Source organism: Streptomyces sp. NBC_01474 (genome assembly GCF_035918215.1).
GTDB classification, from domain to species: Bacteria; Actinomycetota; Actinomycetes; order Streptomycetales; family Streptomycetaceae; genus Streptomyces; species Streptomyces aureus.
In genome coordinates this window covers 7,591,858-7,610,329 of sequence record NZ_CP109449.1, presented here as the reverse complement: position 1 = coordinate 7,610,329, position 18,472 = coordinate 7,591,858, and the positions used below count along the sequence as shown (strand labels likewise).

Here is an 18,472-nt window from a genome sequence, read left to right as displayed (position 1 = left end):
CCATGGCAACCACCGACACCACCACCCCCCCGCGCGGCCTCGTCGCGCTCCCCGCGACCGCCGCACGCGCCCTCCTCGCCATCGGCGCCGTCGCCACCATCGCCAGCACCTTCATGTCCTGGACCTACACGTCCGACTTCCCCGGGGACCTCACCTACTACGGCTCCCCGGCCGGACTCCAGATCCTCGACCTCGTCGCCGGCGTCCTGACGCTGCTGTTCGCGCTCACCCTCTTCGGTGTCCGCGGCCTCGGCTGGCTCAACCCGGCGACGGCCATCCAGCCCGTCCTCCTCGCAGCCGCGTCCGCGTTCGCCGTCAGCTGGTTCAGCGCCCTCGCCATCGCCATCGACCTCAAGGGCCTCGTCGCCCTCGACCCCGGCGCCTACATCGCCGCCGTCGGCTCCGCCATCGCCCTGGTCGGCGCCCTCGCGCTCCCCAAGCCCGGTGACACCTTCAAGGACTACGTCACCAAGCCCGACAACATCCCCCCGGCCGCGAAACTCCCCGCCTGGGGCCAACGCCTCGTCATCACCGCCGCCACCGCCCTCGCACTGATCGTCTTCGCCTACGGCGTCGGAGTCGACCCCGACGCCAGCGAAACGTTCCTGGGCTACATCCTCCTGGTCGTCCTCGGCACCTGGTCCCTGTTCACCGCAGGACTCTTCGACCGCTTCGCCCAGCTCAACGCCGGCCACAAGGGATTCGCCACCTCCATGGCCTTCCTCGCGGCAGCGCTCTTCCCCTTCGTCGAGAACAACGAGCACAACTCCAACCTCGGCGTGAACATCCTCGTCGTCGCCACCGTCGCCCTCGGCCTCAACATCGTCGTCGGCCTCACCGGACTCCTCGACCTCGGATACGTCGCCTTCCTCGGCGTCGGCGCCTACGCGGCCGCCCTCGTCTCCGGCTCCGAGTTCTCCCGCTTCGCCGGCGTCCAGTTCCCCTTCTGGGCCGCCATGCTCACCGGCATGCTCGCGTCACTGGTCTTCGGCGTCCTCATCGGCGCCCCCACCCTGCGCCTGCGCGGCGACTACCTCGCCATCGTGACCCTGGGCTTCGGAGAGATCTTCCGCATCACCGTCAACAACCTCGACGGCACCTCCGGCCCCAACCTCACCAACGGCCCCAACGGCATCTCCATGATCCCGGACCTCAACATCTTCGGGTTCGACTTCGGAAGCAACCACGACATCGGCGGATTCTCCCTCGGCCGCTTCGCGAACTACTTCCTGCTGATGCTGCTCATCACCGCGATCGTCGTCCTCGTCTTCACCCGCGCCGCGGACTCCCGCATCGGCCGCTCCTGGATCGCCATCCGCGAGGACGAGACCGCCGCCACCGCCATGGGCATCAACGGCTTCCGCGTCAAGCTCATCGCCTTCGCACTCGGCGCCTCCCTCGCCGGCCTCGCCGGCACCGTCAGCGCCCACGTCGGCTACAGCGTCAACCCGGCCCCGTACCAGTTCGCCGGCTCCGTGCCCCCGAACTCCGCGTTCCTCCTCGCCGCCGTAGTCCTCGGCGGCATGGGCACCGTCAACGGACCCATCCTCGGCGCCACCCTGCTCTACATGCTCCCCGAGAAGCTCAGCTTCCTGAAGGAGTACCAACTCCTCGCCTTCGGCGTCGCACTCGTCCTCCTCATGCGGTTCCGCCCCGAAGGCATCATCGCCAACCGCCGCCGCCAACTCGAGTTCCACGAGAGCGACGACACCGTCCACATCCCCGAACAAGGCCTGCCCGACTCCACCGTCGGCGTCACCAAGGCAGGGGCGTAACCACCATGACCACCACCACAGCCCTCAGCCCCGTCCTCGAAGCCACCGGCGTCACCATGCGCTTCGGCGGCCTCACCGCCGTACGCAACGTCGACCTCACCGTCAACGCCGGAGAGATCGTCGGCCTCATCGGCCCCAACGGCGCGGGCAAGACCACCTTCTTCAACTGCCTCACCGGCCTCTACGTCCCCACCGAGGGCAAAGTCGCCTACAAAGGCACCGTGCTGCCCCCCAAGCCACACCTCGTCACCAACGCCGGCATCGCCCGCACCTTCCAGAACATCCGGCTCTTCGCCAACATGACCGTCCTGGAAAACGTCCTCGTCGGCCGCCACACCCGCACCAAGGAAGGCCTCTGGTCCGCCATCCTCCGCGGCCCCGGCTTCCGCAAGGCAGAAGCAGCCTCCCGCGAACGCGCCATGGAACTGCTGGAGTTCATCGGCCTCGCCCACAAGGCCGACCACCTCTCCCGCAACCTCCCCTACGGCGAACAGCGCAAGCTCGAAATCGCCCGCGCCATGGCCAGCGAGCCCGGCCTGCTCCTCCTCGACGAGCCCACCGCCGGCATGAACCCGCAGGAGACCCGCGCCACCGAAGACCTCGTCTTCGCCATCCGCGACCGCGGCATCGCCGTCCTCGTCATCGAGCACGACATGCGCTTCATCTTCAACCTCAGCGACCGCGTCGCCTGCCTCGTCCAGGGCGAAAAGCTCGTCGAAGGCACCTCCGAAGTCGTCCAGGGCGACGAACGCGTCATCGCCGCCTACCTCGGCGAACCCTTCGAAGGCGCCCCCGAAGACACCGCCGCAGCCGCAGTCGAAGCCGCGGAAGCACACGCCACGGAAGGAGACGACCAGTGAGCGCACTCCTCGAAGTAGAAGACCTCAAGGTCGCCTACGGCAAGATCGAAGCCGTCAAGGGAATCTCCTTCAGCGTCCAACAAGGCGAAGTAGTCACCCTCATCGGCACCAACGGCGCCGGCAAAACCACCACCCTGCGCACCCTGTCCGGGCTCCTCAAGCCCCTCAGCGGCAAAATCACCTTCGACGGGAAACCCCTCACCGGCGTCCCCGCACACAAGATCGTCGCCATGGGCCTCGCCCACTCCCCCGAAGGCCGACGCATCTTCCCCCGGCTCTCCATCGCAGAAAACCTCCAGCTCGGAGCGTTCCTCCGCTCCGACAAGGCAGGTATCGAGAAGGACATCCAGCGCGCCTACGACCTCTTCCCCATCCTCGGCGAACGCCGAAAGCAAGCCGCGGGAACCCTCTCCGGCGGCGAACAGCAAATGCTCGCCATGGGCCGCGCCCTCATGTCCCAGCCCAAACTGCTCATGCTCGACGAACCCTCCATGGGCCTCTCCCCGATCATGATGCAGAAGATCATGGCCACGATCGTGGAACTCAAGTCCCAGGGCACGACCATCCTCCTGGTCGAGCAGAACGCCCAGGCCGCACTCTCCCTCGCGGACCACGGCCACGTCATGGAGGTCGGCTCAGTCGTCCTCTCCGGCACGGGCCAGGACCTCCTCCACGACGAATCCGTCCGCAAGGCCTACCTCGGCGAGGACTGAGCCCGTACGCAGTCATGGCTGAGGCCCGTACCCCACTCGGGGCACGGGCCTCAGCCACATCTCGTTCGTGTACGGAGAACTCAGCCCTTCGCGGCCTTCTTCTCCTCGGCGTCCTGAATAACCGCCTCAGCGACCTGCTGCATCGAAAGACGACGATCCATCGACGTCTTCTGAATCCACCGGAACGCCGCCGGCTCCGACAGGCCGTACTCCGTCTGCAACACCGACTTCGCCCGGTCCACCAGCTTCCGCGTCTCCAGCCGCAGAGTAAGGTCCGCGACCTCGTTCTCCAGCGTCTTCAGCTCCTGGAACCGCGACACCGCCATCTCGATCGCAGGAACGACATCACTCTTGCTGAACGGCTTCACCAGATACGCCATCGCACCCGCGTCCCGCGCCCGCTCCACCAGATCGCGCTGCGAGAACGCCGTCAGCATCAGCACCGGAGCGATCGACTCCTCCGCGATCTTCTCCGCCGCCGAGATGCCGTCCATCTTCGGCATCTTCACATCCAGGATCACCAGATCCGGCTTGTGCTCACGAGCCAGCTCGACCGCCTGCTCGCCGTCACCGGCCTCACCGACGACGGAGTAGCCCTCTTCCTCGAGCATCTCTTTGAGGTCGAGGCGGATCAGAGCCTCGTCCTCGGCGATGACGACACGGGTCGTCAGCGGCGGGACGTGCGACTTGTCGTCGTCGGGCGCGTCTACGGGCTGGGGCGACTCGGGGGCGGTCACGTTAGCTCCTAGTTCAGGGCACGGGTACTGCTCCCAAGAGCGTACCTAGCTGCGGTAAGGTGGTGGCACAGCGGGTGACCGCTGACCTTCGTTTCGAAGGGGCCCCGGTAGCCCAGCGGTAGAGGCCATGGATTCAAAACCCATACAGCGTCGGTTCGAATCCGACTCGGGGCACTTTTCCTTGGATTACAAGGTTGCCAAATAAAGCGGATGTACACGTTCTCGTGAACATCCGCTTTTTGCTGCGTGTCGGCACACTGGTTCATCGCACGGTGTCCACATGGATCAGCACAGTCCTTCGATTCGCGCACAGGCGGTCGCACTGATGCGTCAAGGCATTCCCAATCGCACTGTTGCAGAACAGCTCAACATTCCGCGAGGAACAGTCGGCTAGTGGCGCAGCGAAGACCGCAAAGCGCGCGGTGTGGTCTATGTTCAGCCGACAGACTGCCCGGTGTGCATCTCACGTGCCTTCGACGAGGCCGCCTACGCATACCTGCTCGGCCTCTACCTCGGTGACGGCCACATCATTTCGAAGCCCAAGCAGCATCACTTGTCGATCTTCTGCAATGCGCTACAGGTGGGCCTGATCGCAGCGGCGGAAGCTGCCATGCGCAGCGTCATGCCGCTGCCAAGCGTCAGCCGTCGCGAGAAGGCTGGCTGTACCGAGGTCAAGTCCTACACCAGACACTGGATCTGTATGTTCCCCCAACACGGCCCCGGCAAGAAGCACGACCGGAGGATCGCCCTCGAGCCCTGGCAGCAGAAGATCGTCGATGCCCATCCGTGGGAGTTCGTCCGGGGTCTGGTCCACTCCGACGGTTGTCGGATCACGAATTGGACGACGCGTCTCGTCGGCGGTGAGCGCAAGCGCTACGAGTACCCCCGGTACTTCTTCACCAACGTCTCCGACGACATCAGGCAGCTCTTCACGGACACGCTCGACAGACTCGGCATCCAGTGGACGCACTGCACCCGCCACGGAAACCCTTACAACATCTCGGTCGCCCGCAAAGCATGCGTAACCCTCATGGACATCCACGTAGGCCCCAAATACTGACCTCGCGCCTACTTGGGCGAGTCGTCCTCGCCGATGTGGTGGACGCGGACCAGGTTGGTGGAGCCGGAGACTCCGGGCGGGGAGCCGGCCGTGATGACGACGATGTCGCCCTTGCGGCAGCGGCCGTACTGGAGGAGGAGTTCGTCGACCTGGTCGACCATCGCGTCGGTGGAGTCGACGTGGGGGCCGAGGAAGGTCTCCACGCCCCAGGTGAGATTGAGCTGGGAGCGGGTGGACGGGGTCGGGGTGAAGGCCAGGAGCGGGATGGGTGAGCGGTAGCGGGAGAGGCGGCGGACCGTGTCGCCGGACTGGGTGAAGGCCACCAGGAACTTCGCGCCGAGGAAGTCGCCCATTTCGGCTGCGGCGCGGGCGACGGCTCCGCCTTGGGTGCGGGGTTTGTTGCGTTCGGTGAGGGGCGGGAGCCCCATGGCGAGGATGTCTTCCTCGGCCGCTTCGATGATGCGGCCCATGGTGCGGACCGTTTCGACGGGGTATTTGCCGACGCTGGTCTCGCCGGAGAGCATGACGGCGTCGGTGCCGTCGATGACGGCGTTGGCGACGTCGCTGGCCTCGGCGCGGGTGGGGCGCGAGTTGTCGATCATCGAGTCGAGCATCTGGGTCGCGACGATGACCGGCTTGGCGTTGCGTTTGGCGAGCTTGATGGCGCGCTTTTGGACGATGGGGACTTGTTCGAGCGGCATTTCGACGCCGAGGTCGCCGCGGGCGACCATGATTCCGTCGAAGGCGGCGACGATGTCGTCGATGTTGTCGACGGCCTGGGGCTTTTCGACTTTGGCGATGACGGGGAGGCGGCGGTCTTCCTCTTCCATGATGCGGTGGACGTCTTCGATGTCGCGTCCGCTGCGGACGAAGGAGAGGGCGATGACGTCGGCGCCGGTGCGCAGGGCCCAGCGGAGGTCTTCCTGGTCCTTGTCGCTGAGTGCGGGGACGGAGACGGCTACGCCGGGGAGGTTGAGGCCTTTGTGGTCGGAGACCATGCCGCCTTCGATGACGGTGGTGTGGACGCGGGGGCCGTCGACGCCGGTGACTTCGAGGGTGACTTTTCCGTCGTCGACGAGGATGCGTTCGCCGGTGGTGACGTCGGTGGCGAGGCCGTCGTAGGTGGTTCCGCAGGTGTGGCGGTCGCCTTGGATGTCGGGTTCGACGGTGATGGTGAATTCGTCGCCGCGTTCAAGGAGTACGGGGCCTTCGCTGAAGCGTCCGAGTCTGATCTTCGGGCCTTGAAGGTCGGCGAGGATTCCGACGCTGCGGCCGGTTTCGTCGGAGGCCTTTCGGACGTGGTGGTAGCGCTCCTCGTGTTCGGCGTAGGTGCCGTGGCTGAGGTTGAAGCGGGCTACGTCCATTCCGGCTTCGACGAGTGCCTTGATCTGCTCGTACGAGTCGGTGGCTGGGCCCAGGGTGCAGACGATCTTTGCTCGGCGCATGGTTCGAGCCTAGGGCTTACCGGTGGGTAGGGAATTGGTTGTGCGTGACTACCCAACCACCTTTGGATGAAGGGCTATTGACAAGTGTTGAATTGTGCATGGAGGTGCTCCGATGAGCATGCATTTCGGTGCCGTCGTTCGGGGCGGGGCTTTTACAGCTCGGGCGGGTGCATGGTGAATCGGGCGTTGACGTTGGCGTAGACGGTTTGGCGCTGGGGTTCGAGGTCGAGGGGTGCGGGGGTGTCGTCGGGGGCGCCGGAGTAGGCGGCCATGCGCATGTGGGGGGCGCCGGGGACGGGTCCGTAGCGGTCGGGGTCCTCGGCTCCGGTGTCGGCGAGTTCGATGAGGGCGGCGAGGCGGGTGCCGAGGGCTTCGGCGTATTCGCGGGCTCGTTGGACTGCTTCGCGGACTGCTTGTTGGCGGGCGGTGCGGTGGACGGGTGAGTCGGGGCGCAGGGACCACCAGGGGCCGTCGATGCGGGTGAGGTCCTGGTCGGCGAGGCGGGTGGTGAGTTCGCCGAGTGCGGTGAAGTCGGTGAGTTCGGCGGTGATGAGGACGCGGCCGTGGTAGGCGCGGATGCGTTCGGTGCGGCCGTGGCGGGTGAGTTCGGGGGTGATGGAGAAGGCGCCGGTCTCGAGTTTTTCGATGGCTTCTCCGTAGCTTTTGATGAGGTCGAGGGTGGCGGTGTTGCGGCGGGTGAGGTCGGTGAGGGCTTCGCGGCGGTCGGTGCCGCGGGCGCTGACGGTGATGCCGATGCGGGCGAGGTCGGGGTCGGTTTCGATGCGGGCTTCGCCGCGGACGGCGATGCGGGGGGCTTGGGGGGTGCCGTAGGGGGTGGGTTGTCCGTCGGGGGTCGTTTCGCCGGGGGTCATGGGGTCACTTTGGCAGCAGCGCATCGGACAGTCATCGGATTGAAACCTCGTGGGTCTGTTGCGTGTTGGGTTGAGGGGACAGAATCTACGCGCGTTGCAACTGTCGATGAGTGGTGCCGGAGGGGATCTGAGATGCCGTTGAATCGCCGGAAGTTTCTGGGCAAGTCCGCTGCTACGGGGGCGGCCGTGGCGTTGACCGGCGCGGTGTCGGCGCCGGCCGCGCAGGCGCGTGGGGGGCGGCCGAAGGGGCACAAGCGGTACTCGTTCACCGTGATGGGGACGACGGACCTGCATGGTCATGTCTTCAACTGGGACTACTACAAGGACGCCGATTACACGGACACGGCGGGCAACGCGCAGGGGCTGTCGCGGATCTCGACGCTGGTGAAGCAGGTGCGCGAGGAGAAGGGCCGTGGCAACACGCTCCTGATCGACGCGGGTGACACGATCCAGGGCACGCCGCTGACGTACTACTACGCGCGCGTGGAGCCGATCACCGCGGCGGACGGTCCGGTGCATCCGATGGCGCAGGCGATGAACGCGATCGGTTATGACGCGGCGGCGCTCGGCAATCACGAGTTCAACTACGGCATCGACACGCTGCGCAAGTTCGAGTCGCAGTTGAAGTTCCCGCTGCTCGGTGCGAACGCCGTGGACGCGAAGACGGAGAAGCCGGCGTTCAGGCCGTACGTCATCAAGAAGTTGCGTACGCCGCACGGCAAGGACGTGAAGGTGGCGATCCTGGGGCTGACGAATCCGGGGATCGCGATCTGGGACAAGGCGTATGTGCAGGGCGTGTTGAAGTTCCCCGGCATCGAGGAGCAGGCCGCGCTGTGGGTGCCGAAGCTGCGCTCGATGGGTGCGGACGTGGTGATCGTGTCGGCGCACACGGGCGCTTCGGGCACGTCGTCGTGGGGCGATCAGCTGCCGTACGTGGAGAACGCGGCGGCGAATGTGGCGAGGACCGTGCCGGGGATCGACGCGATTCTCGTCGGGCACGCGCATGTGGAGATCGAGCAGCAGCTGGTGACGAACGAGGAGACCGGGAAGTCGGTCGTTCTGTCGGAGCCGCTGTGTTACGCGGAGCGGTTGGCGCTCTTCGACTTCGAGTTGGAGTGGGAGAGGGGCTGCTGGACGGTGGCGTCGGTGTCGTCGAAGCTGCTGAACTCGAATGCGGTGGCGGACGACCCGAAGATCACGAAGTTGCTCGAGGACGAACACGCGCTGGTCGTGAAGTATGTGAACCAGGTCGTGGGTCAGGCGACGACGACGCTGACGACGGTGGACGCGCGGTACAAGGACGCGCCGATCATCGATCTGATCAACAAGGTGCAGGCAGATGTGGTGACGGAGGCCCTGAAGTCGACGGAGTACGCGTCGCTGCCGGTCCTTTCGCAGGCTTCGCCGTTCTCGCGTACGTCGTCGATTCCGGCGGGCGAGGTGACGATCCGGGATCTGTCGGGTCTGTACGTGTACGACAACACGCTGGTCGCGAAGCTGATGACGGGTGCGCAGGTGCGGGCGTACCTGGAGTTCTCGGCGGAGTATTTCGTGCAGACGGCGGCGGGCGCGGTCGTGGACGTGGACAAGCTGACGAACGCGAACAACCGTCCGGACTACAACTACGACTATGTGTCGGGGCTTTCGTACGACATCGACATCGCGCAGGCGGCGGGTTCGCGGATCAAGAACCTGACGTATCAGGGTGCGGCGCTGGACGACGCGCAGAAGTTCGTGTTCGCGGTGAACAACTACCGGGCGAACGGTGGTGGGGCGTTCCCGCATGTGGCGTCGGCGCAGGAGCTGTGGTCGGAGTCGACGGAGATCCGTACGCGGATCGCCGAGTGGGTGACCGCGAAGGGCACCCTGGACCCGGCGGAGTTCGCTTCGGTGGACTGGCGGCTGACGCGGGACGGTACGCCTGTGTTCTAGGGCCTCTCGTTCGGACCCTAGTTCTTGAGCTCGATGAGATGAGATGTGCCGCGTTCTCCGGACTGGGTCCGGGGGGCGCGGTTTTCGTTTTGGGTGAGGCCGAAGGTGGTGAAGGCGGTGCGCTGCGGGAGGGGGTAGGGGTCTTTGCCCGTGAGGGTGTTGAGGATGGTGGCGCTGCGCCAGGCGGCGAGGCCGAGGTCGGGGGCGCCGACTCCGTGACTGTGGCGTTCGGCGTTCTGTACGTAGATGTTGCTGCCGGTGTCGGTGACGGTGGGGTCGAGGACGAGGCGGAACTGTTCGTCGATGCGGGGGCGTTCGGCGTTGTCGCGGCGGAGGTGGGGGGCCAGGCCGGTGAGGATCTGGTCGAGGGGGCGTTCGCGGTAGCCGGTGGCGAGGACGACGGCGTCGGTGGTGAGGCGGGAGCGGGTGTTCTGCCGGCGGTGTTCGAGGTGGAGTTCGACTTTGGCGGTGGCGACGCGGCCGGCGGTGCGGACGAAGACGCCGGGGGTGAGGGTGGCGTCGGGCCAGCCGCCGTGGAGGGTGCGCTGGTAGAGCTCGTCGTGGATGGCGGCGATGGTTTCGGCGTCGATGCCTTTGTGGAGCTGCCATTGGGCGGGGACGAGTCCGTCGCGTACGTCTTCGGGGAGGTGGTGGAAGTAGCGGGTGTAGTCGGGGGTGAAGTGTTCGAGGCCGAGCTTGGAGTACTCCATGGGGGCGAAGGCTTCGCTGCGGGCGAGCCAGTGGAGTTTTTCGCGGCCCTGGGGGCGGTTCTTGAGGAGGTCGAGGAAGATTTCGGCGCCGGACTGGCCTGATCCGATGACGGTGATGTGGTCGGCGGCGAGGAGTTCGGTGCGGTGGGTGAGGTAGTCGGCGGAGTGGATGACGGGGACGGTGGGGGCTTCGGCGAGGGGGCGCAGCGGTTCGGGGATGTAGGGGGCGGTGCCGACGCCGAGTACGACGTTCCTGGTGTAGGTGCGGCCGAGTGCTTCGGCTTCGCCTTCGGTGTCGAGTTGGGTGAAGTCGACTTCGAAGAGGCGGCGTTCGGGGTTCCAGCGGACGGCGTCGACCTGGTGGCCGAAGTGGAGTCCGGGGAGGTTTTCGCTGACCCAGCGGCAGTAGGCGTCGTATTCGGCGCGCTGGATGTGGAAGCGCTCGGCGAAGTAGAAGGGGAAGAGGCGTTCGCGGCTTTTGAGGTAGTTGAGGAAGGTCCAGTGGCTTGCGGGGTCGGCGAGGGTGACGAGGTCGGCCAGGAAGGGGACTTGGAGGGTGGCGCCGTCGATGAGGAGGCCGGGGTGCCAGTGGAAGGCGGGGCGTTGTTCGTAGAAGGCGGTGTCGAGTTCGGTGAGGGGGTGCGCGAGGGCGGCGAGGGAGAGGTTGAAGGGGCCGATGCCGATGCCGACGAGGTCGCGGGGCGCTTCGGGGTGCGGGGGCCTGGGGGTGGGGGCGGTGGTCATCGGGTTGTGTTTCCTTCCACCAGTTTCAGCAGCTGGGCCAGGTCGCCCGGCTGGGTGTGCGGGTTGAGCAGGGTGGCTTTGAGCCAGAGCCTGCCGTCCATGCGGGCGCGGCCGAGTACGGCGCGGCCTTGGGTGAGGAGGGTGCGGCGGATGTGGGCGATGCGCTCGTCGGGTGCGCCGCGGGGGCGGAAGAGGACGGTGCTGAGGGTGGGGGTGTCGTAGAGGTCGAAGCCGGGGTGGGCGTGAAGGGTGGCTGCGAACTCCTGGGCCTGGTCGCAGACTTGGTCGACGAGGGCGCCGAGTCCGGTGCGGCCGAGGGCTTTGAGGGTGACGGCGATTTTGAGGATGTCGGGGCGTCGGGTGGTGCGCAGGGAGCGGCCGAGGAGGTCGGGCAGACCGGCTTCGGTGTCGTCGTCGGCGTTGAGGTAGTCGGCGTGGTGGGTGAGGGGGGTGAGGTCGGCGGGGTTGCGTACGGCCAGGAGGCCGGCGGCGACGGGTTGCCAGCCGAGTTTGTGGAGGTCGAGGGTGACGGTGGCGGCGCGGTCGAGGCCGGTGAGCTGGGTGCGGCGGGTGGGGCTGAAGAGGAGCCCGGCGCCGTAGGAGGCGTCGATGTGGAGGCGGGCGCCGTGGTGTTCGCAGATGTCGGCGATCTCCGGGAGGGGGTCGATGAGGCCCGCGTCGGTGGTTCCGGCGGTGGCGGCGACGAGTTTGGGTCCGGGCAGGTCGGTGAGGGCTTCGTCGAGCGCTGCGGGGTCGAGGGTCCCGGTGGGGGCGGGCACGGTGACAGGGTCGGGGAGGCCGAGGAGCCAGGCGGCGCGGGGCAGGGAGTGGTGGGCGCCTGCGCCGGTGATGAGCTGGAGGGGGCCCTCTGAGGCGTGGCTTTCGCGGGCGAGGAGGAGGGCGAGCTGGTTGGCTTCGGTGCCGCCGGTGGTGACCAGTGCCTGCGGGTGGCCGGGCCGACCTGACTGACCGGGGTGGCCTGTGTCGCCGTAGACCTCGTGGGCGAGTGCGTCGGTGACGAGGGTTTCGAGGGCGGACGCGGCGGGGGCCTGGTCCCAGGAGTCCATGGACGGGTTGAGGGCGGACGCGGCAAGGTCGGCGGCGGCCGCGAGGGCGAGGGGTGGGCAGTGGAGGTGGGCGGCGCACAAGGGGTCGGCGGGGTCGGCGGCGCCTTCGGCGAGGGCCTGTACGAGGGTGCGCAGCGCGGCGTCGGGGCCGGTGCCGTGGTGGGGCAGGGGGTCGCCAATGACGTCGCGCAGGCGGGTGGTGACGGTGTGGGGGCCGCCGGCGGGGAGGGGGCCGCCGCGGGCGATGGCTCCGTCGTGGAGTGCGTCGAGGACGGTGTCGAGCAACGGCCGCAGGGCTTCGGGGCCTTGGGGGCCTCCGGCGAGGGGCGGCGGGTTGCTCATGGCGGTGTCCTTCGGGTGTGCGGGTGGGGCCTCCAGCCTGTCTGCGGTGGCGGTGGCGTGCCCGGTGATCACAACGATCGGAACCCGAAAGTGGTACTGCCGTACGGGGATTGGGTGGGGGCGGGTGGTTGGTGGTACGGGGCCCGGTGCGGTCGGACCCCGTACCTTCGGGCCCCTAGGACGCGGCGGTGGCCGTCCTGATCTTCAAGGCGCGGGCGAGGTCGTCGAGTTGGTCGGCGAGTCGGCGGCGCAGGGCGGGGATGGGGTCGTCGTCCTCGATGCAGCTTTCGCCGAGGGTGAGGGTGTGGGTGTCGATGGCGTGGGCGGGGAAGGCGTGGCGTCCTGCGGCGTCGGCGATGGCGGGGCCGCGGCGGTGGGCGACGGCCACGGCGTCGGGGAAGTAGCGGGCGACGTAGGGGCGCAGGAGGTCGTTCTGTTCGGGCTGCCAGAAGCCCTGGGCGGTGGCGTTGAAGAGGTAGTTGGAGAGTTCGTCGGTGGTGAACATCGCGTCCCAGGCGGCGCGTTTGGCCTCGGGGTCGGGCAGGGCGGCGCGGCAGAGGGCGGCGCCCTGCCGGCCGGTGGCGCTGGGGTCCTGGGTGAGTTCGGCCTCGATGACCGCGTCGTCGACGGCGCCGAGTACGCAGAGGCGGCCGAGGATGCGCCAGCGCAGTTCGGGGTCGAGTTCGGGGCCGCCGGGGACGCTGCCGCTGTCGTACCAGTCACGGATGGTGTCGGCGTGGGCGGCGCTGTCGATGAGGGTGCGCACGGCGGTGAGGCGCAGGCCCGGGTTGCTGCCGTCCTCGGTGCGGCGGATGAGGTCGGTGCAGAGGTCGGTGAGCAGGGCGAGGGCGTCGGGGCGTTCGGTGGGGGTGGTGTAGCGGTCGGCGATCTGGGTGCGGGCGAAGGCGAGGACGCCCTGGACGTTGGCGAGTTCGCGTTCGCCGGGGAGGTGGGCGCGGGCGGCTTCGAGGTAGGTGAGGGGTTCGAGTTCGCCGTCGCGGACCATGTCGCGCAGGCAGTTCCACAGGACGGCGCGGGTGAGGGGGTCGGGGACGCGCGAGAGGGCGCGCAGGGCGGTTTCCTCCGAGTGGGGGTCGAGGCGGATCTTGGCGTAGGTGAGGTCCTGGTCGTTGGGGACGACGAGGGCGGGGCGGGGGCCGGGGAGGCTGTGTTCGCCGTCGGCGGGGGCGGCCGGGATGTCGAGGTCGGTCAGTTCGCGGCGGACGAGGGTGGCGCCGTCGATGAGGTCGCGGTCGTAGACGCCGACGGTGACGCGGTGGGGGCGGCTGCCGTCGCGGGTGAGGGTGAGTGCCGTCTGTCCGGGGTGTTCGGTGACGGTGGCGGTGAGGGTGTCGACGCCAGTGGTGCGCAGCCAGGTGTCGGCCCAGGCGTGGACGTCGCGGTCGGTGTGGTGGGCGAGGGAGGCGATGAAGTCGGCGAGGGTGGCGTTGGCGAACTTGTGGCGCCGGAAGTGGGTGTTGATGCCGGCGAGGAAGTCCTTCTCGCCGAGCCAGGCGACGAGTTGGCGCAGTGCGGAGGCGCCCTTGGCGTAGGAGATGCCGTCGAAGTTGAGCAGGGCGGACGCGGTGTCGGGGACGGCGTCGGGGGCGACGGGGTGGGTGGAGGGGCGCTGGTCGGCGTCGTATCCCCAGGCCTTGCGGGCCACGCCGAAGTCGACCCAGGTGCCGGTGAAGCGGGTTGCTTCGGTGAGGGTCTGGTAGCCCATGTACTCGGCGAAGGACTCGTTGAGCCAGATGTCGTCCCACCATTGGAGGGTGACGAGGTCGCCGAACCACATGTGGGCCATTTCGTGGGCGATGACCATGGCGCGGGTCTGGCGTTCGGTGTCGGTGACGGCGGAGCGGTGGATGAACTCGTCGCGGAAGGTGACGAGTCCGGGGTTCTCCATGGCGCCGGCGTTGAATTCGGGGACGAACGCCTGGTCGTAGGAGTCGAAGGGGTAGGGCTCCTCGAACTTCTCGTGGTAGCGGTCGTAGCAGGCGCGGGTGATGTCGAGGATCTCTTCGGCGTCTGCGTCGAGGTAGGGGGCCAGGGAGCGGCGGCAGTGGATGCCGAAGGGCAGTCCGCGGTGTTCGGTGCGCACGGAGTGCCAGGGGCCCGCGGCGACGGCGACGAGGTAGGTGGAGAGGAGGGGGGTGGTGGCCGCCCGCCATTTTCCGTCGCCGAGGTGTTCGGTGACGCCGTTGGCGAGGACGGTCCAGCCGTCGGGGGCGGTGACGGTGAGGTCGAAGACGGCCTTGAGGTCGGGCTGGTCGAAGGCGGCGAAGACGCGCTGGACGTCATCCATGAAGACCTGCGTGTACGTGTACGTCTCGCCGTCGGTGGGGTCGGTGAAGCGGTGCATGCCTTCGCCGGTGTGCGAGTAGGCCATGGCGGCCTCGACGCGCAGTTCGTGGGGGCCGGGGGTGAGGCCGGTGAGGGGGAGCCGGTTGTCGTCGAGTGCGGCGGGGTCCAGGGGGTGTCCGTCGAGGGTGACGGATCGCAGGTCGGCGGGCCTGACCTCGACGAAGGTGTCTCCGCCCGTGCGGGTGGTGAAGCCGATGACGGTGGTGGAGTCGAAGGTGTCGGCTCCGCGGGTGAGATCGAGGTCGATCGTGTACCGCTGGACGTCGATGAGCTGGGCTCGGGTCTGCGCTTCGTCGCGCGTCAGTACGGACATGGGGACATGCTGCCTGATGGGCGCGGGACGGGACAGAGGCCGCCCGCCGCGCCGGGTGGTGGGGCTGTGGGCCCGGTATCAGGTGGTGGCTGTCCTCGTGACGCCGGCCTCGTCGGCGATCTGTTCGTGGTGGCGGATCACTTCGCTGATGATGAAGTTGAGGAGCTTCTCGGCGAAGGCGGGGTCGAGTTTGGCGCTCTCGGCGAGCTGGCGCAGGCGGGTGATCTGGTTGGCTTCGCGGGCGGGGTCGGCCGGGGGCAGGGCGTGTTCGGCCTTGAGGTGGCCGACCTGCTGGGTGCATTTGAAGCGTTCGGCGAGCATGTGGACGACGGCGGCGTCGATGTTGTCGATGCTGTCGCGCAGGCGGGCGAGTTCGGCGCGGACGGCGGGGTCCACGGCGTCGCGGGCGTTGCTGTTGGTCATGGGAGGAAACCCTACGTGGCGCGGGGGCGCTCGGCCGTGGTGCCCGGGGAGCGCAGCATCGGGGGGTCGTCGGGGTCGGGGACGGTGTTCGACCAGCCGCCGGGCACGGTGCGGCCCTGTTGTTCGCGGAAGCGGACGGGTGCGGTGCCGACGCGGCGGGTGAACAGGCGGGAGAAGTAGGCGGGGTCGTCGTAGCCGACGCGGCGGGCGACGGCGGCGACGGGGAGTTCGGTGGCGGCGAGGAGTTCCTTGGCGCGGCCGAGGCGGATGCCGAGGAGGTAGTCCTTGGGACTGCAGCCCGCGCCGCGGCGGACGGCGGTGCGCAGTTCGGCGGGGGTCATGCCGTGGCGGGCGGCGTGTTCGGCGACGGACAGGGGCTGGAAGGCGTCGCGGGCGAGGGACTGGAGGACGGGGTCGCCGTCGGGGGCCATGTCGGCGCGGGCGCGGCGCAGGGCGACGAGGAGTTCGTGGACGGCGGCGGCGGTCTCGACCTCGAGGAGGGGGTTGCCGCGGCGGGCGGCGCGGGCGATGCGGCCGACGGCGGTGCGGGCGTGGGCGGCGTCGGAGAGGGGGACGACGGGGCGCTCGGGTTCTATGTAGCCGAGTTCGGTGTAGGTGGTGGTGGTGGGGCCGGTGAAGTCGACGAAGCATTCGTCCCAGCCGGTGTCGGGGTCGGGTCCGTAGTGGTGGGGGATGCCGGGGGTGACCCAGATGAGGGCGGGTGCGGTGACGGTGGTGCGGCGGCCGTCGGGGGCCTGGTACCAGCCGCGTCCGGCGGTGATGACGACGGCGACGTGGTGGTCGAGGGTGCGGGGGCCGACGGTGGGCAGGGCGCCGTACTGGAGGCCGACGCCGAGGCAGACGAGGCCGAGGCGGTGGTGGGCCGGGCTGGGGGTGAAATACCGCATCCAGGTGTGGTACATCCGCTTGTGTCCCTTCCTGGGCGGGGTTGGTGCCGGTGGTGCGCGCGTTGCGTCCAAACAGGGCTGATCTTTGTCCATGGACCCTGCCGCCCGCCAGAGGTGATCGTGGCGGGCAGTAAGAGCCTGTCCTTGCACTGCGTGCCAGACGCCCCGCGCCCGCCCGGAGTGCAGGGACAGGCTCTCGGTGAACGAGAGGGACATGATGGCCGGGTTCAGAGTGGGCGAGGACGACTTCGAGGTCGACGGGCGGCCGGTGCGGCTCCTGTCGGGGGCGCTGCACTACTTCCGGGTGCACGAGGAGCAGTGGGGGCATCGTCTCGCGATGCTGCGGGCGATGGGCCTGAACTGTGTGGAGACGTACGTCCCGTGGAATCTGCACGAGCCGCGCCCCGGCGAGCTGCGTGACGTGGGGGCTCTGGGCCGGTTCCTGGACGCGGTGCGCGAGGCGGGGCTGTGGGCGATCGTGCGTCCGGGGCCCTATATCTGCGCCGAGTGGGAGAACGGCGGGCTGCCGCACTGGCTGACGGGTCCGCTGGGCTCGCGGGTGCGGACCAGGGACGGGGAGTTCCTGGCGGCGGTGGACCGCTGGTTCGCGGCGCTGCTCCCCCAGGTCGTGGAGCGGCAGTACGACCGGGGCGGTCCGGTGATCATGGTGCAGGTGGAGAACGAGTACGGCTCGTACGGCTCGGACCAGGTGTATCTGGCCCATCTCGCGGACGGGCTGCGCGGGCTCGGGGTGACTGCGGCGCTGTTCACGTCGGACGGTCCGGACGACCACATGCTGACGGGCGGCTCGGTGCCGGGTGTCCTCGCGACGGCGAATTTCGGGTCGAACGCGCGGAAGGGTTTCGAGACGCTGCGCCGGCACCGGCCCAAGGGTCCGCTGATGTGCATGGAGTTCTGGTGCGGCTGGTTCGACCACTGGGGTGCGGACCATGTCGTGCGGGACGCCGAGGACGCGGCGGCGGCATTGCGGGAGATCCTGGAGTGCGGGGCGTCGGTCAATCTGTACATGGCGCACGGCGGGACGAGTTTCGGGGGCTGGGCGGGGGCGAACCGGGCGGGGCAGTTGCACGAGGGGCGGCTCCTGCCCGATGTGACGTCGTACGACTACGACGCGCCGGTCGACGAGCACGGGCGGCCGACGGAGAAGTTCTGGCGCTTCCGTGAGGTGTTCGCCGAGTACGCGGACGGGCCGCTGCCGGACGTCCCCGTACAGCCGGCGGCGCTGGCCGGCGCGGTCACGGCGGAGCTGACGTCGTACGTGCCGCTGGACGCGGTCCTGGACGGGCTCGGTTCGGCGGAGGGCGAGTACGCGGTGCCGCCGACCTTCGAGGAGCTCGATGTGGACCGGGGTCTGGTCCGCTACGGCGTGGACGTGCCGGGGCCGCGCAGGGCGTATCCGCTGCGGGCGGCGGGGCTGCGGGACCGTGCCGTGGTGTACGTGGACGGGGTGCGGGCCGGGGTGCTCACGGAGGACGAACCGGTCCTTGCGGAGCCTGTCGCGGGGCCCGCCCGTGTCGAGCTGTGGGTGGAGTCCCTCGGCCGCGTCAACTACGGGCCGCGCACGGGTGAGTCGAAGGGCGTCACGGGCGGGGTGCTGCACGAGCGGCAGTATCTGCACGGGGTGCGGGCGCGGGCGCTGCGCCTGGACGCGTTCGACGACGCGGACGCGGTGCGGGGCCTTGCGCCGGTGGCCGGATCCGCGGGGGCCGCGGGCCTGTACCGCGGCGCGTTCGAGGTGAGCGGCGCGGGGGACGCGGAGCTCGAACTGCCGGGCTGGACGCGGGGGTTCGTGTGGGTGAACGGCTTCAACCTGGGCCGTTACTGGTCGGTGGGGCCACAGCACTCGCTGTACGTTCCGGGTCCCGTGCTGCGTGAGGGCCGTAACGAGGTGTGGGTGCTGGAGACGGAGGCGGCGGGTGAGCCGCGTGTGACGTTGTCGTAGGCGCCCGCCGGGCAGACGTACAGGGCCGGTTCCGGATCACGGAACCGGCCCCTCTTTACACGCGACGGGGTGCGGGCCGCTCTCCGTGGGAGCCGGCGGGCACAGTCCTCGCTGCGCTCATGGTGGGGCGCAGTGATCACGATGCTGCGGGCGGGGCCGGTGGGCCCATGGACAAAGGGGGGAGAGGTCTTGGACTAATCGCGCCCGGTGGGCCTGTCGGATCCCGCCGTACAGTGGAGTT

At 68.7% G+C, this 18,472-nt stretch carries 13 protein-coding genes, 1 tRNA gene and 1 pseudogene; 7 read left to right on the top strand and 8 right to left on the bottom strand.

Translation table 11 applies throughout. The annotated features are described in order from the left end of the window. Positions 1-2: 2 nt before the first annotated feature. From OG758_RS34650 to OG758_RS34640, 3 genes are read left to right on the top strand one after another with little or no spacing between them, the layout of a single operon-like run. A complete protein-coding gene (locus OG758_RS34650) occupies positions 3-1,775 on the top strand; it encodes a branched-chain amino acid ABC transporter permease (protein ID WP_326716135.1) in 1,773 nt (590 codons plus the stop codon). Between the two features lie 5 nt (positions 1,776-1,780). Beyond that, positions 1,781-2,635, top strand: a complete 855-nt coding sequence (locus tag OG758_RS34645) for an ABC transporter ATP-binding protein (RefSeq protein WP_326713517.1) — start codon at positions 1,781-1,783, stop codon at positions 2,633-2,635. Continuing rightward, complete coding sequence (locus OG758_RS34640; RefSeq protein WP_326713516.1) at positions 2,632-3,348, top strand: ABC transporter ATP-binding protein; 717 nt, start codon at positions 2,632-2,634, stop codon at positions 3,346-3,348. Before OG758_RS34645 ends, OG758_RS34640 begins: the two co-directional genes overlap by 4 nt. An 80-nt stretch (positions 3,349-3,428) precedes the next feature. Here OG758_RS34640 and OG758_RS34635 read toward each other — a convergent pair whose 3' ends face one another. Then, on the bottom strand, positions 3,429-4,085 hold the full coding sequence (locus tag OG758_RS34635) for an ANTAR domain-containing response regulator (RefSeq protein ID WP_326713515.1): 657 nt from the start codon (positions 4,083-4,085) through the stop codon (positions 3,429-3,431). Positions 4,086-4,186: 101 nt separating this feature from the next. On the opposite strand from OG758_RS34635, the gene OG758_RS34630 reads away from it, so the two are divergent. Then, a tRNA-Leu gene (locus OG758_RS34630) sits at positions 4,187-4,259 on the top strand. Between the two features lie 106 nt (positions 4,260-4,365). Next, positions 4,366-5,145 (top strand): annotated as a pseudogene (locus OG758_RS34625) (helix-turn-helix domain-containing protein). 8 nt (positions 5,146-5,153) lie between these two features. Here the strand turns inward: OG758_RS34625 and pyk are convergent. After that, positions 5,154-6,590: a pyruvate kinase gene (gene pyk / locus OG758_RS34620; RefSeq protein WP_326713514.1), complete on the bottom strand. Its 1,437-nt coding sequence runs from the start codon at positions 6,588-6,590 to the stop codon at positions 5,154-5,156. A gap of 152 nt (positions 6,591-6,742) precedes the next feature. Beyond that, a complete protein-coding gene (locus OG758_RS34615) occupies positions 6,743-7,462 on the bottom strand; it encodes an SIMPL domain-containing protein (RefSeq protein ID WP_326713513.1) in 720 nt (239 codons plus the stop codon). A 132-nt stretch (positions 7,463-7,594) separates the two neighbouring features. Here OG758_RS34615 and OG758_RS34610 point away from each other — a divergent pair, with 132 nt between their 5' ends. Continuing rightward, positions 7,595-9,394, top strand: coding sequence for a bifunctional metallophosphatase/5'-nucleotidase (locus OG758_RS34610; RefSeq protein ID WP_326713512.1), 1,800 nt, complete (start codon positions 7,595-7,597; stop codon positions 9,392-9,394). Between the two features lie 17 nt (positions 9,395-9,411). Here the strand turns inward: OG758_RS34610 and OG758_RS34605 are convergent, their stop codons facing one another. From OG758_RS34605 to OG758_RS34585, 5 genes are all read right to left on the bottom strand, one after another. Continuing rightward, positions 9,412-10,848: a lysine N(6)-hydroxylase/L-ornithine N(5)-oxygenase family protein gene (locus tag OG758_RS34605; protein WP_326713511.1), complete on the bottom strand. Its 1,437-nt coding sequence runs from the start codon at positions 10,846-10,848 to the stop codon at positions 9,412-9,414. Further along, a complete protein-coding gene (locus OG758_RS34600) occupies positions 10,845-12,257 on the bottom strand; it encodes a pyridoxal phosphate-dependent decarboxylase family protein (protein WP_326713510.1) in 1,413 nt (470 codons plus the stop codon). Before OG758_RS34600 ends, OG758_RS34605 begins: the two co-directional genes overlap by 4 nt. A 175-nt stretch (positions 12,258-12,432) precedes the next feature. Continuing rightward, positions 12,433-14,937: an aminopeptidase N gene (pepN, locus tag OG758_RS34595; RefSeq protein WP_326713509.1), complete on the bottom strand. Its 2,505-nt coding sequence runs from the start codon at positions 14,935-14,937 to the stop codon at positions 12,433-12,435. A 78-nt stretch (positions 14,938-15,015) separates the two neighbouring features. Continuing rightward, positions 15,016-15,360 carry a chorismate mutase gene (locus OG758_RS34590; protein ID WP_266565431.1) on the bottom strand — a complete coding sequence of 115 codons (345 nt, stop codon included), beginning with the start codon at positions 15,358-15,360 and terminating at the stop codon, positions 15,016-15,018. A gap of 11 nt (positions 15,361-15,371) precedes the next feature. Further along, positions 15,372-16,283 carry a helix-turn-helix domain-containing protein gene (locus tag OG758_RS34585; protein ID WP_326713508.1) on the bottom strand — a complete coding sequence of 304 codons (912 nt, stop codon included), beginning with the start codon at positions 16,281-16,283 and terminating at the stop codon, positions 15,372-15,374. A gap of 202 nt (positions 16,284-16,485) precedes the next feature. On the opposite strand from OG758_RS34585, the gene OG758_RS34580 reads away from it, so the two are divergent. Next, positions 16,486-18,231, top strand: a complete 1,746-nt coding sequence (locus OG758_RS34580) for a glycoside hydrolase family 35 protein (RefSeq protein ID WP_326716134.1) — start codon at positions 16,486-16,488, stop codon at positions 18,229-18,231. Positions 18,232-18,472: the final 241 nt, after the last annotated feature.